The sequence below is a fragment of the Pantoea sp. Cy-640 genome (genome assembly GCF_011752635.1).
Taxonomy (GTDB): Bacteria; Pseudomonadota; Gammaproteobacteria; order Enterobacterales; family Enterobacteriaceae; genus Pantoea; species Pantoea dispersa.
This window is the reverse complement of sequence record NZ_VWXB01000004.1, coordinates 115745-129846: the sequence shown is the minus strand read 5'-3', so window position 1 is coordinate 129846 and position 14102 is coordinate 115745. Positions and strand designations below refer to the sequence as shown.

Annotated in this window: 13 protein-coding genes; 5 read left to right on the top strand and 8 right to left on the bottom strand. The window is 56.6% G+C overall.

What is annotated here, in order from left to right; genetic code table 11:
- Window positions 1-37: 37 nt before the first annotated feature.
- Window positions 38-1048 (bottom strand): Gfo/Idh/MocA family oxidoreductase, encoded by a 1011-nt coding sequence (locus F3J36_RS12090; RefSeq protein ID WP_166719787.1) that lies wholly within the window; start codon window positions 1046-1048, stop codon window positions 38-40.
- A 100-nt stretch (window positions 1049-1148) separates the two neighbouring features.
- Here F3J36_RS12090 and F3J36_RS12085 point away from each other — a divergent pair, with 100 nt between their 5' ends.
- The 3 genes from F3J36_RS12085 to F3J36_RS12075 all read left to right on the top strand — a co-directional run bounded on the left by F3J36_RS12085 (window position 1149) and on the right by F3J36_RS12075 (window position 3441).
- Window positions 1149-2168 carry a LacI family DNA-binding transcriptional regulator gene (locus tag F3J36_RS12085; RefSeq protein WP_166719786.1) on the top strand — a complete coding sequence of 340 codons (1020 nt, stop codon included), beginning with the start codon at window positions 1149-1151 and terminating at the stop codon, window positions 2166-2168.
- A gap of 101 nt (window positions 2169-2269) precedes the next feature.
- A complete protein-coding gene (gene yghU / locus F3J36_RS12080; protein ID WP_166719785.1) occupies window positions 2270-3151 on the top strand; it encodes a glutathione-dependent disulfide-bond oxidoreductase in 882 nt (293 codons plus the stop codon).
- Window positions 3151-3441 carry a DUF1330 domain-containing protein gene (locus tag F3J36_RS12075; protein WP_021507781.1) on the top strand — a complete coding sequence of 97 codons (291 nt, stop codon included), beginning with the start codon at window positions 3151-3153 and terminating at the stop codon, window positions 3439-3441. Before yghU ends, F3J36_RS12075 begins: the two co-directional genes overlap by 1 nt.
- 75 nt (window positions 3442-3516) lie before the next feature.
- On the opposite strand, the gene F3J36_RS12070 is transcribed toward F3J36_RS12075, so the two are convergent.
- Window positions 3517-4611 carry a YncE family protein gene (locus F3J36_RS12070; RefSeq protein WP_021507782.1) on the bottom strand — a complete coding sequence of 365 codons (1095 nt, stop codon included), beginning with the start codon at window positions 4609-4611 and terminating at the stop codon, window positions 3517-3519.
- Between the two features lie 205 nt (window positions 4612-4816).
- Here F3J36_RS12070 and F3J36_RS12065 point away from each other — a divergent pair, with 205 nt between their 5' ends.
- The gene (locus F3J36_RS12065) at window positions 4817-5746 is read left to right on the top strand and encodes a glycosyltransferase family 2 protein (protein ID WP_058780863.1); all 930 of its coding nucleotides are present in this window, start codon (window positions 4817-4819) and stop codon (window positions 5744-5746) included.
- A gap of 29 nt (window positions 5747-5775) precedes the next feature.
- On the opposite strand, the gene F3J36_RS12060 is transcribed toward F3J36_RS12065, so the two are convergent.
- The 6 genes from F3J36_RS12060 to F3J36_RS12035 form a co-directional block, all read right to left on the bottom strand.
- Window positions 5776-7023, bottom strand: a complete 1248-nt coding sequence (locus tag F3J36_RS12060) for an O-antigen ligase (RefSeq protein ID WP_260467682.1) — start codon at window positions 7021-7023, stop codon at window positions 5776-5778.
- Window positions 7024-7992: a glycosyltransferase family 8 protein gene (locus F3J36_RS12055; RefSeq protein WP_166719784.1), complete on the bottom strand. Its 969-nt coding sequence runs from the start codon at window positions 7990-7992 to the stop codon at window positions 7024-7026.
- A gap of 209 nt (window positions 7993-8201) precedes the next feature.
- Window positions 8202-8879: an SDR family NAD(P)-dependent oxidoreductase gene (locus F3J36_RS12050; RefSeq protein WP_166719783.1), complete on the bottom strand. Its 678-nt coding sequence runs from the start codon at window positions 8877-8879 to the stop codon at window positions 8202-8204.
- A complete protein-coding gene (locus F3J36_RS12045) occupies window positions 8876-10066 on the bottom strand; it encodes an exo-alpha-sialidase (RefSeq protein WP_166719782.1) in 1191 nt (396 codons plus the stop codon). Before F3J36_RS12045 ends, F3J36_RS12050 begins: the two co-directional genes overlap by 4 nt.
- Window position 10067: 1 nt before the next feature.
- Window positions 10068-11489, bottom strand: a complete 1422-nt coding sequence (locus F3J36_RS12040) for a sodium:solute symporter family protein (RefSeq protein WP_058759283.1) — start codon at window positions 11487-11489, stop codon at window positions 10068-10070.
- A gap of 310 nt (window positions 11490-11799) precedes the next feature.
- On the bottom strand, window positions 11800-13038 hold the full coding sequence (locus F3J36_RS12035; protein ID WP_031279748.1) for an MFS transporter: 1239 nt from the start codon (window positions 13036-13038) through the stop codon (window positions 11800-11802).
- A 418-nt stretch (window positions 13039-13456) separates the two neighbouring features.
- Here F3J36_RS12035 and F3J36_RS12030 point away from each other — a divergent pair, with 418 nt between their 5' ends.
- Entirely contained in the window at window positions 13457-14056 is a 600-nt protein-coding gene (locus F3J36_RS12030; RefSeq protein WP_166719781.1) for a hypothetical protein, read from the top strand.
- Window positions 14057-14102: the final 46 nt, after the last annotated feature.

The following is a 14102-nucleotide window of genomic DNA, read 5'->3' as shown; positions in this document are numbered from 1 at the left end:
GGTTGGGGTGAGGGCAAACGCCATCGCCCACTCCCCATTAAACCGTCACCCACTCCACCTCAACAAACTCGCCGCGCGTCAGCGACAGCTGCGCCGCTTCCGCGATGGCCTGCGCGCGCAGCCCGTCAATCAGCCCCGGCAGACCGGCCACTTTCTCGCCGCCAAGATGGCGCACAAACGCATCGAGATGGCTGTAATAGGTCTCCTGTACCCGGCTGAACCAGTCCGCATACAGTCCCGGCTGGCGGATGTGCTGCCCCTGATAAAGGGTCGCACCGCGCACCGCCTGGCTTTCCGACGCCAGCATGCCCAGGCTGCCCATCACGCTGATGCGCTCGTCATAACCGTAAGCGGTACGACGGGCATTATCGAGCTGCGCCAGCGCACCCTGCTGCAGGCGCATAATCAGCACCGAGGTATCGACGTCAATGTCGCGGATCGCCGGCATCGCCAGCGCGGCACCGAGCGCGCCCACGGTGACCACTTCATCCTCAGTTAGCCAGCGCAGCAGATCGAAAAAGTGGATGGCCTGGTCGCGCATCTGTCCGCCGGACGCCTGCAGATAGCTCAGCGGCGGCAGTTCAGAGGCGCGGCACACCATCTGGATGAGCTCGCTGCGTCCAATCACGCCCTGCTGCAGCTGGGCTTTCAGTTGTGCATGGCTGCGATCAAAACGCCGATTAAAGCCTACCGTCACCGGCACCTGCAGCGGGGAGATGCTGGCTACTACTTCCCGGGCGCGTGACAGCGACAAATCGATCGGTTTTTCACAGTACACCGCTTTGCCCGCCAGCACCGCCTGCTCCAGTAGCGGAGCATGAGTCGGCGTCGCACTGGCAATCAGCACCGCATCAATGGCCTTACTGCTCAGCGCCTGCGGCACGCTGGCGGCCCGCGCCCCAAACTGCTCTGCCAGCGCAGCGGCGCGCGCGGCGTCAATATCGCACACCAGCGCCAGCTCAGCGCCGGGATGGCGCGCCAGGTTTGCGGCATGCACCTGGCCAATAAATCCACAGCCAATCAAGGCAAAACGTTGCGCACTGCGCATGATAACGCTCCTGTTGCTCACACTTCGGCATCGTCGGTCTTGTCAAAATATCGCTTTCTGGCAGGCTGTCTGAACGCGGTTTTTGATGGAATTCACTCAGATGAAAACAATGACGCTGGCCGAACTGGCTAAGCGGGTGGGCGTGGGCGTCGCCACGGTAGATCGGGTGCTGAACGACCGGGGCGGCGTGTCGCCCGCGATGACGAAAAAGATTTTACTGGCGGCGCGCGAAGCGGGTTTGAAACGCATCCTGCCGGAGGAGCACCGCCACGCGTGGCAGATAGAGGTGCTGCTGAGCGGTAACGGTTCCTTCTTCTTTCAACAGCTGGCGCAGGATTTTGCCCGGCTGGCTGATGAGCTCGGCTATCGTCGCCTGCGGCTGCACCGCACGCTGATTCCGGAGCATGCGCCCGAAAAGCTGGCGGCGCATATCGAAGCCAGCAGCAAAAAGATGGACGGGCTGATTGTTTTCGCCCATGAAAATCCGCTGATTTACACGGCGCTTGAGGCCTGTAAAGCGCGTGGCGTACCGGTCATTACGCTGGTGGCCGATCTGCCTGATGCGCCGCGCCTGTGTCATGTCGGTGTTGATCAGCTGAAGGCCGGACGCACCGCCGCGCTGATGCTCGGCAGCATGCTGCCCGTGGCGGGAGATGTGGTGCTGGTTAGCGGTCGCGCTGATTACGCCGCGCACCGTCTGCGCATCGAAGGGTTTCAGGCAGTGCTGGCGGAGCGTTTCCCGCATCTGCGGCTGCGGGAGATCATCGCAGGCCAGGACGAGCGCGAGCGCATCAGCCGGCTGCTGGAGAAAACGCTGGCCGCATCGCAGCAGATTGTCGGCTTGTACAATACCGGCATGGGCAACACGCAGATTCACGAAGCGCTGGCGCGCCACCGGCTGTGCGGCAAGGTGGTGTATGTGACGCACGAACTTTACCAAACCACCCGTGAGCTGCTGGCCAAACGCGTGCTGACGCTGACGCTCGATCAAAACACCCTGCGTCACGCACAACTGGCGCTGACGCTGCTGCTGCGACATCTGGAAGAGGGTGAGCAACCAGAGACCTATCAGCCCGGCAAAGTCGACTTTATGCTGTTTACGCAAGAGAATTTTGCCTGATTCGACTTTGTCTTTTATCGCCAGCGCGGTTAAATCGGCGTGATAGCGTGCTGCTACACTCAGTAGCAGCAAAAATCTTCTCACAACAAGGCGAACGCATTATGTCGGAAAATCAGTATCAGCCCGCGAAAGTCTGGACCTGGGACCCGGAAGCCAAAGGTAACGGGGCAAAGACTAACCGTCCAACCGCCGGGCCGACGCATGAGCAAACGCTGCCGGTCGGTAAGCATCCGCTGCAGCTCTATTCGCTGGGGACGCCAAACGGCCTGAAAGTGACCATCCTGCTGGAAGAGCTGCTGGCGCTCGGCGTGCAGGAAGCGGAGTATGACGCCTGGCTGATCCGCATCGGCGACGGCGATCAGTTCTCCAGCGGCTTCGTTGAGGTTAACCCCAACTCAAAAATTCCGGCGCTGCGCGACCACTCGATCACGCCGCCACTGCGCGTGTTTGAATCCGGCAATATCCTGCTCTATCTGGCAGATAAATTCGGCCACTTTATTCCCTCTGACGTGGCGGGCCGCACGGAAACCCTGAACTGGCTGTTCTGGTTGCAGGGATCCGCGCCTTACCTTGGCGGCGGTTTCGGCCACTTCTATCACTACGCGCCAGAAAAAATAGAATACGCCATTAACCGCTTCACGCTGGAAGCCAAACGTCAGCTTGATGTGCTGGATCGCCAGCTGGCGGACCACCGTTTCCTCGCCGGCGACGAATATACCATTGCCGATATCGCAACCTGGCCGTGGTACGGCAATCTGGTGCTGAACAACCAGTACGGCGGCGGCGAATTCCTCGATGTGCAGTCGTACAAAAATGTGGTGCGCTGGGCAAAAGAGATTGCCGACCGTCCGGCGGTGATCCGCGGGCGTAAAGTGAACCGGGCATTTGGCGCCGAGCCGCAGGATCAGCTGCTGGAACGGCACGATGCGAGCGATTTTGATACCAATACTGAAGACAAGCGTCAGGCGCGAGGCGAACAATAATGGCCGCATATGTCGTTATGATTAAAGACGAAACGCTGGACAAAGACGAGCTGGCCACCTATTCGCAGAAAGCCGGCGCGGCGCGTGGCGATCACCACATCACGCCACTGGCTTTTTACGGCGATCTGGAGGTACTGGAAGGGCGCGATGCTGAAGGCGTGGTGGTGCTGCAGTTTGAAGATGCCGAGGCCGCCAAAGCCTGGTACTTCAGCCCGGCCTACCAGGAAGCCAAAGCGCATCGCCTGAAAGGCGCCAACTACCGCGTACTGCTGGTGAACGGCGTGGCGTAATGGATGACGTAACCCGTTGCTCAGCACGGGTTATCTGCGGCGCGATCCCTCGCGCCGCGATTAAATCCAGCGCGGTTAATCCAGCGTAATCCGCACCACGCTATCCGGCCCTTGCGGCGAGCGATCTTTATTAAGTCCCTGCTTCACCGTCACGTACAGCGTCTGACCATCTGGCGACACCAGCAGGCTGTTAGGATGGGTCGGCAGCGTCCAGCTATTTTTCACTGCGTAGGTCGTCGCGTCCAGCTGCAGCACTTTGCCGCCGAGTCGCTGGCTGATGTAAATCTCGTTGCGCTTCGCATTGAATTTGATGCCAAGCGAATCGCCGACATCCAGGCGTTTGATCACCTTACCGCTGCGCTCATCGAACACCAGCGTGGTTTTGCCCTTAGAATTATCAGTGACGTACAGGCGGCCATTGGCGGCATCTTCGGCCAGATTTAGCAGCAGATACTCTTTGCCATCGCCTGGCGTCCAGCGCTGCTCAATTTTGTGACTGCGCGGATTGATCACCAGCACTTCGCCACTGCCGTTCGCCGCGTAAATACGGTCGGTTGACGCCGAATAGAGCAACCCGGTCACCCACTTGCCGGCGTTTTTGATGGTGGTTTTCAGCCGCAGCGTATTCGCATCGACCACCCAAATCATCGCCGGATTCTCAATCGCACCGATGTACAGCAGGCCGTCATGCAGCAGGATTTCACGCGCGCCAACCGGATTGCCTTTGTCGTTTTTCAGGCCAAACAGCAGACGCTGCAGCACTTTACCGCTTCTGGCGTCCACTTTCGTCACGCCCCCGTCCAGCGTGTTGGTAATGTACAGCACGCTGCCGTCCGGTGAAGCCGTCATGCCAAAGTTTTTCAGATCGGTGTGGGTTTCGCCCAGCGTTGCCAGCGTGCGGGCATCCAGGCGATACAGCACGCCACCGTTGACGGTTTTAAACGCCTGCGCGCTGGCCACATACAGCGCAGCCGGATCGCCCGGCACATAGGCCATTTCATACAGGCCGTCGCCCAGTTCACGCTGCTGTACCTTCTCCGCTGCCGCTGGCTTAGCCGCGGCGGCAGGCGCTACTGATTTTTTAGCCGGCGCCTGACAGGCGCTCAGGCTCATGGCTGCCAGCAGCGCCAGAGCCAGCGCGGTGGCGCGCGGGCGTAATGATGAAGTCATTGCTGTCTCCGGTAAGGACCGATGGGTTACCTGCGCGAGCAGGAAGCATAAAAAGGAATGAGAATCATACGCATTATTGTATCAGTCGTAAATGTGCCTGATCGGTGGCAGGAGGCGCAGGGCTGCGCTGCGTCAATGCCCTCCCCTCAAATTGCCACTTGTAGTATGCTTGACGGCATTCCAGCCTTAGATGTTGACTTAAAAAATGATGGTTCCTGACTATTTAATCAGTGTGTTGCTAACGGCCCATAACAGTGAAAAATTTCTGCCTGACACGCTGGCGAGTTTAGAAAAGGCCTGTCATGGTGTTGAGCAGTATATTGAATTTATTCTTATCAATGACGCATCCGTCGACAACACAGCAGCGTTACTCGATGATTTTTCCCGGCGGCATCCGCAGGCGAAAGTATTTAATATTGATTACCGCAACATTGGCCGGGTGCGTAATTTTGGCGTTCAGCAGTGCAGCGGTGAATATATTACGATGCTGGATGGCGACGATCAGTTGCTGGCCGACGCCCTCGCCGATATTGTCCGCTACCTGAAAAGCCATCGTCCGGATGCACTGTTCACGGCGCTTAATGAGGTATATGAATCCCGGCCTCAGCACATCACGTGGCAGGGCCTGCAGGCGGAAACACTGTCACGGCATCAGGCCATTGAAAAATTCCTGATCCATCGCGATTTGCAGGCGCACTTTATCGGTCAGTTTATTAAGCGCACCATGCTGCTGGCACATCCCTTCCCGGATTATACCTGCTACGAGGACGCCTGGCTTTTCCCGGAAATCCTGGTCAGCAGTGATGCAATCGCTTATAGCCGCCAGAGCCCTTATCTCTATTTTAAACGCGGCAACAGTTTATCCAGCCAGCTGGATAAACACAAAATTTCACTCTTAGTGAGCGCAACGCAGCATATGGATGAGGTGTTGCAGGAGCGCTATCGCAATCTGCTATCCTGCCACTGGATTAATATTGCACATAAACATCGGCAAGCCCTGGATAATCCTGACGACAGAAAGCAGGTTATTGAGGCGATCACTAAAATCAGGCCGCTGTCTTTTCTTTTCGATAGTAAAATCAGAACCAGCTTTAAAAAGAAATATCTGGCTCTGAAGTTAAACAAACCGCTGTAACTACCGGGCGCTATGCCAGCGCCGGTTTATCAGGACGATGCTTTCTCAGGCGGATGAATCATGGCATAGCTGATGATAATCGCCATCACCAGGATTAGCACCGAACCACTCTGAATTAACACCGTGTCGGTCAGCCCAAAGATGATAATTGACAGCGGCAGCAGTGTTAATCCGGCGACGCCGCGGCGTGCGGCTACTATCAGCAGCACCAGGTAAAAAATCAGCAGGGAAAGTGCGCCAGCGATCCCCTGCAGCGAAAGCGTTTCAAGGAAATCATCGTGCAGGTGATACATGACGTTTTTATACGCTTCGGGATTGTGGCGTTCATGCTGCGTGATGTATTCCCGCGCTTTTGCCGTACGCTGATCCGGACTTTGCCCCAGCAGCGACCACGAAACGCTGTGCCAGCCGCCTTTCCAGATAGAGAAACGGGCACCAATCGAGGTGTTGTTGTTGGTTTGATAAGTATCGACTTCATTGTGGATGCTGTCTAAGCGCTGCCAGACGCTGCCCGGCATAAATAAAGCGCCCACGATAATAAACAGCGCTAACACCACCAGCGAAATTTTCCCCGCCCAGCGGTGGGTAAAATAAAACCAGGCCAGATAAATCAGTGGCAGGGTTAATACGCCGGCGCGTGACTCGGTCAGAATCATCAGCATCATATTCACGACAAAAACCGCGCTGAATAAGATCATTTGTCCGCCGCGATGGGTGATTACCCGGTGGCCGGTGTACAAAGTACAGAGCGCCAGCGCGGTAATCAGATAAGAGACGGTACCGGCGGAATCGGTCAGCAATCTGATGCGGGTCAGCGTTTTTGCGTGTTCACTGATAGCGAAACCTAACGTCACCAGCAGCCCGACAAATAAGATGGCGCTGCAGGTTATCAGGAGTGGACGGCTAAGGTAGTGGCGCCAGGCGACGATAAAATAGCTGAGAAAAGCCGCGATAATAAACAGCTTACCGCCCTGGAAGTAGTTATTCACCACGTCACTGAATTCAGCGTGGGAAAACATCTTTGCCCAGATGAGCCTGACCAGCCCAATGAACAGCAGCGGAAGCGCTACCGTTATGGCCGTTTTATCTGTTAGCCACTGTTTTTTCACCGCCAGAATTACTAAATACAGAGCCACCAGATAACTGGAAAAATAGAATATTTTGCGCGGTAAGGCTTCAACCACCAGTGACGACGCCAGCGCGATACTCAGCAGCACAAAACAGAGCTGGTAAATATTTTTTCCCGTCATCAGCTGGCGAAAAGCGTGAGCTTGCACTTAACAATACCTCATCTTGATATGTTTCAGGCGCCACAGCATGGCCTGCCACCATCTTTTTTGACGAAAAAGCGACTTATACATTCTTTTTGCCTGCTGCGCATTGGCTGGCTGGTCAAACGCCATGGTGGACAGCGGTGAATCCTGATAAATATCGCGATAATGGTGGACCACAAACTGTTGATTCCATACCTGCCAGGGCTTATCCGCACCGGCATAATGAATCAGGCAGGTTTCCGCTGGCACGTCGAGCGTATAGCCACGATCGTCATGGCCCAGCATGGTCAGGGTATTGAAGCGAGGAGAAACAAAGGTCACTTTATCTTCCAGTAAAATATTCAACGCATCCTGGTCGAGATACTGGAAGTTTCGCCCGTGTTCGGACAGTAAAGTAAACGCGCGTTCGCTGATATTGTCAGCGCGCCATTGCGCTACATCAATCAGCATCATGCCGGCGTTAAAATAGCGCTCGCCGCGCAAGCCGGCATTCTTCGCCAGCACCGGCTGCAGCGAGGCAATTTCACCGACCACCAGCGCAACCGCCTCGGGGCCGGTCGGGATCTGCCACAGTTCATTGAGCGGATTAATGCACACCATATCGGCATCAAGATAAAGCAGTTTTTCCGCCTGCGGCAAAATCAGCGGTGCCAGAAAGCGATAGTAGGTCGCACGGGTAAAAAGTTCGGTAACCGGCAGCGTGGCAAACAGCTGGTCCGGCAGATGATGCAGCGTCACGCCGTGGCGCGATCCCTGAAACAGCCTGGCGAGCCGGGGGTTATCGGCCGGTGTCAGTTCTGACGAGATCAGATGGAAATGATACACGCGGTCTCCGGCGTGTTTCATGATGGACAGAATCGTGATTAGCGCATGCGCTTTAAACTTTCCGTCAACGCCAAAAACAATATGTTGATCGCTCTGTACCGGAAAAAGTGGTTCGGCGTTTATTTCCTGAAGAACATCATGATTCATTGCGCGCTTCTCTGCTGCGGAGCGCTACACTCCGTAACCACTTAATATGTAGACAATAAAATTGGGTTTACCAAAACGGTGAAAAGATTACCATTTTGGTAAACCCAAAGAAAGCGTAGCACGATAAGCCAGGAGTTTTCGCAGACGAGACATAATCAGCCTCTCCCATCCTGTTTTTTACGATGGGAGAGGCACGCTGGAGAATAAAGCTACAGCGACGCGCCGCCGCAAATTACCAGCTCCTGTCCGGTAATGGCAGCGGCAGCCGGCGACAGCACAAAGCCAGCCAGCGCGGCCACCTCTTCGGGATGGATATAGCGTCCGATAGGCGGCAGTTGCGGCGGCGAGCTGGCGCGGTCCGGCTGCAGCAGCATCGGCGTGGCGGTGGCACCGGGAGCGATCACATTGACCGTAATGCCCTGCGGAGCCAGTTCGGCGGCCCAGCTGCGCGCCATGCCCACCATCGCCGCCTTGGTGCTGACATACTGGCTGCGATTCGCCGCGCCGCGTGACGTGCGGCTGCCGAGCAGCAGGATACGATCGCCGTGGCCCATCTGCGGCAGCAAGGTGTTGGCCATGATTTGCGCCACCTGCACGTGCAGATACCACAGCCGCGCCCCCTGCTCTTCCTCCAGCTCACCCAGCGGCGCGGCCAGCATCATGCCTGCCGCGTGCACCAGCGCATCCACCTTCGCCAGCCCGGCCAAAGCCCGTTTCAGCTGACCGGCGTCAAACAGGTCGACGCTGACGGAGGTAAACGCCGGATGATCTTTCTCTACCGGCGTACGGCTAAAACCGGTGACCTGCCAGCCCTGCGTCAGCAGCTCATCGGCAATCGCCGCACCAATGCCGGAACTGACACCGGTCACCAGCGCGTGGCGGCTCATGCTTTGTCCCTCACCCAGCGTTCGTCGACGCGCACGTATTTGATGGCCTGGCGGAAATAGGTGTAGGCAATGTGCAGTGCGCCGTCCGCGCTCTGCTTAATGCTGGGATAGGAGAACTCGCGGTTCAGTTTCTGCTGTGAATTGTTGGTCATGCAGTAGCCGTCCCCCTCATCCAGATTACGCTGCCACGGCCAGCTCACTCCGCCATCGGCAGAAATAGCCAGCGTCATCGGTGCGCGCGGAGCTCCCCAGAAGGCGGTGCGTGCGCCCTGAACCACCGGCTGCGCCGCCACGGCCACCGCGGCGTCATCTTCGTCTTCGATTTCGTCGTACAGTGACAGGCGACGCTCGCTGGCATCACGTGCGCTCATGGCGTTAAACACCAGCGCCAGATGGCCGTTGTGCAGCGTAGTCACCTGAATCGATGAGTTATTATTTGGCAGATCGGTTGCCTGCGGCGTGCTCCAGCTTTCACCGCCGTCGTCCGAACGACTCTGGTAGATATAATCAGCCCAGCGGCTGCGATACAGCGCCAGCAGGCTGCCATCCTGCAGCAGCGTAATGTTCATGTGCACGCAGCCGAGACTGTCCGGCACCGCCACATCGCGCCAGCTCTGGCCTTTGTCACTGGAGATTTTTACCGCACTGATGTCATCATTGCCCACCCATTTCACTCCCGGCTGGGTGCGACAATAGAACACCGGCAGCAGCCAGTTACCGTTTGGCAGCACCACCAGCGGCTGGCGGATAAACGTGCCCGGCTGATCGAGCAGCGTATCGATGGCACTCCAGCTGTGACCCAAATCGTGTGACTGGCGATAGCGCACAATTGCCGTGTCCTGATTACCGGACTTCTGCGCGGTCCACAGCAGCCACAGCACGCCCTCGGGATCGAGAAACAGCACCGGATTCTGTTCCGATCGCGCCGGATCGTCGGATAACTGCAAGGGATCGCTCCACTGCGCGCTGCCCTGCGCCAGCCGCGAGCACCACACCGAAATATCCGCGATGCCTTCCTGCGTGCCGCCAAACCACACGCACAGCAGGTCGCCGTTCGGTAACGGCAGCAGATTAGCGGCGTGGTTCTGCGGACAGACCGAAGGCAGCATCGCCGTGAGCTGCTGCGCGTCCTGCGCGTGCGGATGAAGCTTACCGTTACGTTCGACGGTAATGGTTGAGTCGGTCATGTCAGGCTCCACTGTTTTGCATTGATGAATCAGGTGCATTTTTGCGCTGCGGCTGGCGTGACGGGATCAGGCGGTCAATCAGCATGATCACCGCCGGTGTGACCAGCGCGACGTACATATTGTTGATGCCGAACGGATCGCCCAGCAGATACCACAGCGAGGTCATGACGCAGGCACCAATCAGGCCGGCGTTCGCGCCGCGCGTACTTTTATAAAACGGCAGGTAGAAAGCGATGATCGCCACCACCGAAATTGACAGGCGAATGGCGCGGGTAAAGAACGATAGCTTCAGCACTTCCGGTACGAACAGCACGAAGATCAGCGGCAGGAAACCGATCAGCAGTGACAGCCAGCGCGTCATGCGAAATTCGCGTTCCGGCGTCGGATTACGGTATGGCACATAAAAGTCCTTCACCACCAGCGAAGCGATGGCCAGCGCCACGGTGCTGACGCTGACAAAAATCGATGCCACCAGCGAAGTGGTGACAATCCCTGCCAGCCACGGGCTCATGTCCTGCAGGAACACCGGCAGCGCGTACAGGCTGTTGATCTCCGGATGCAGATACTTTGCCGCCACGCCAATCAGCGCAATGGCGATGGCAATCGGCATACAGAAGAAGAACGCGACCCAGGTGGCCCGCTTCGCAGACGCCGCACTTTTGGTCGAGGCAATGGCCTGAATCACAAACTGGGTGCAGAAGATCGACCCGATGGTGCCAATCATCCAGGCAAAAATGGTGCTGGCGCCCACGTTACCGTCCCAGGTCCAGTAAAAGTGCGGCATCTCTTTGATCATCGGGCTGACGCCGCCAGTCATGTGCAGCGCCACGCCGAGAATGACCAGAATACCGATATATTTCAGGCCGCTGTGCAGCAGCGTCACCCAGGCGATGCCTTTCATGCCGCCGAACATAAAATAGAAGGTACTGACCAGCGCGGTGATCACCGCCGCCGTGGTGAGGTCAAGGTTTAGTACCGTAGAGATCGCCGCCGCACCGCTGACATAGTTACCGACGTTCACCAGCAGCAGCGCGTAGATCATGATGATAGAAATAATATTTTTGGTGGAGTTGCCATAGCGCTCGGCAATCGCGCCGGAAATGGTGATTTTGCCGGTGTTGTAGATACGTTTGACCAGCAAAATACCAAACAGCGGAAAGCCGATGGCGGCACCGATCACCGACCAGGACGCGGCGAAGCCATCCTCAAAAGCCGCCTGCGCCGTACCGATGGTTGACTTGGCGCCAATGTATTCAGACATCAGCATCACGCCGACCACAAACGCTGGCATCACGTTTGAACCCGCCATGAAGTCGCCGCTGTTTTTACTGCGCAACCGCCAGGTCAGCCAGGTAGTGAACAGGATGTAGGCAATGACAATCCCGACAATAATCACCATCCCTTCTGCAGAGAACTGTTTCATGTTCGCCTCATTGATAACGTAGGGTCGTGGTGCGTGCCGGGCTTCACACACACCGTTAATGAGGCAGCCATGATTATTGTTGTTGCGTCGCTGCGCTGGCTACCCCGCACCGTGCAAAATGATTCACTTCACTCAAAAATGAATAAATTTACGCACAGGCAGGGCAATTTATAGATTAACTGGCGCTTAATTAGTTTGATCATGCTCACAAACAGTCAAATGTGATTAATAATAATCAAACCTGACTGTGTGAGATAGCGAGGCAGACGGCGTGCCTGGCCGCGGCCACCGCGCCGGGCAGCCGCGAACGTCAGGCGAGACTGTCGTTTTCCAGTTTCTGCCGTTTGCGCAGATGAGGGAACAGCGCCATCCACAGCGCCACGACCACCAGGGTGCCGACACCGCCAATCGCCGCTGCGGGCACCGCACCGAACCATGCGGCCAACAGGCCGGATTCGAACTCCCCCAGCTGGTTAGAGGTATTAATGAAGATTGCGTTGACCGCATTGACGCGCCCGCGCATCTCATCCGGCGTGTCCAGCTGCACCAGCGCGCCGCGAATCACCATGCTCACCATATCGAAGCCGCCGAGTGCCGCCAGCGCCAGCAGCGAGAGCCACAGCTGCGTCGATAGCGCAAATACCAGCGTAGCCAGACCAAAACCGGCTACCGAGCCAAACATGATCATGCCCACGTGCTTTTCCAGCTTGTGACGGCTGAGCCACACCCCGACCAGCAGCGCCCCGACCGACGGGGCACCGCGCAGCATGCCCAGCCCCCACGGACCGGTATGGAGAATATCCTGGGCGAAGATCGGCAGCAGCGCCGTGGCGCCGCCCAGCAGCACGGCAAACAGATCGAGCGAGATCACCCCAAGCACATCTTTGCGTTCGCGGATGAAGCGGACGCCGGCAAACATGGTGCTGAGGCTGGCCGGAATACGTGCCTGCGGCGGTCGTTCGTAGCGCAATCGGCTGACCAGCACAATCGACAGCAGATAGAACAGCGCCGAAACACCGTACACCACCTCCGGCCCGGCCACGTACAGTAAGCCGCCCAGCGTCGGACCGACAATCACCGCCGCCTGACCGCCCACCGAGCTGGCCGCCATGGCGCGCGCGAGGATGGGCGGCGGTACCAACGCTGGCAGCATTGAGGTGATTGCCGGCCACTCCAGCGCTTTGGCCAGCGAAATCAGGAATACCAGACCCCAGATTTCAATCCGGCCCGCCCAGTGCAGCAGCGTCAGCGCCACCAGCCCGAGCAGCGCCAGCCACTCAATCAGCTGCCCCAGCAGCACGATGCGGCGACGGTCATACTGATCCGCAAGGTGACCCGCCGGCAGCGCCAGCAATACTGAAGGTAAAAATTGCATCAGACCGATCATGCCCAGCGCCATAGCACTGTGGGTAAGCGCATAGATTTGCCAGCTGACGGCCACGGAGAACATCTGAAAACCAAACGATGAACAGGTACGCGCCAGCCAGAAGGCGACGAACGACCTGTGTCGCAGCAGCGAATCTTCCGCTGCGGTGACCGGTGAACCCATAGTTTTATCCCATCCTGAAGCAGAACCGGCCGGCGTCATGGCACCGGCCTGGTGAAAAGCCACCATCGGCTTTCCTTATGTTTTTCACGCCATAGAGTGCGATAACTGACCGGGGCAGGCAATGGCTGGATGTGCGCTGTAAAAACAGGTGCTTATCCGGATTGACAGTTATACATGGCGTTCTGAATATTAGCAGACTGATTGTTTTACTTTGAAAATAGCCGAATCATTCCAGATAATTCAGTAAAGCGTTAATTAATGCCTGACCAATTCTTTTTATCTCTTTATCAGAAACAGCTAAAAAAGGTGATCTTTGCCGGCGAATCGATCTATATTGCCCCCTGTGATAATCACAGCAGTCTTCCCGTCCTTATAATAATTAAGACGCTATCGTTCATTAATTTATTCATAGAGATAAATGGAAAACAATTCATACCATCCTTATGTTACTGAGCGTGTCTGTCGCTTCGACGGCACACCTATCGGCGCATGCTATTCAGCGTCCTTAATGCATTGCGTACCGAAACGTGATGCATTACTTCATGAAGGCGAGATAATTACTCAACATTATCAGTCAGCGGATGCTGCGGGATTAATAATTATTCCACTGGCGGGAAATAGTGTGATGTCCTTTTTGCATGACGTGGATAATTATTCCAGCCTGCAACATGAGAATGTAAGGCTGGCGATCAACTATGCCACTTTACGTCAGTCAGGATCCGCCTTACGCGCTGTGGCGTCTCGTTTTTCCTTCTGGCTTTACGATCTCGCGCCGCCGGGAACCGAGTGGAAAAATATTACCGATTTTCCCTTCAGCGGTATTGTTCTGAGCGATGACTTCTTCCGCGAAAATTATCTCAAGTTCAGCTTTCCTTTTCTGCTCGCTTCGCTGCGGGAAACACAAGCAGAGGTAATATTACGTACGCCCCAGCTCCAATTACCGGCCGAAGATTACCTGCATTTACAGCTAAGCGGCTGGCAAACGCAGCGGAACTGTCATCCGCTCTTCCCGGGGTAAACGTTTACACAAAATTCTGCGCGTCGGCGTTATCACCCGATTACGC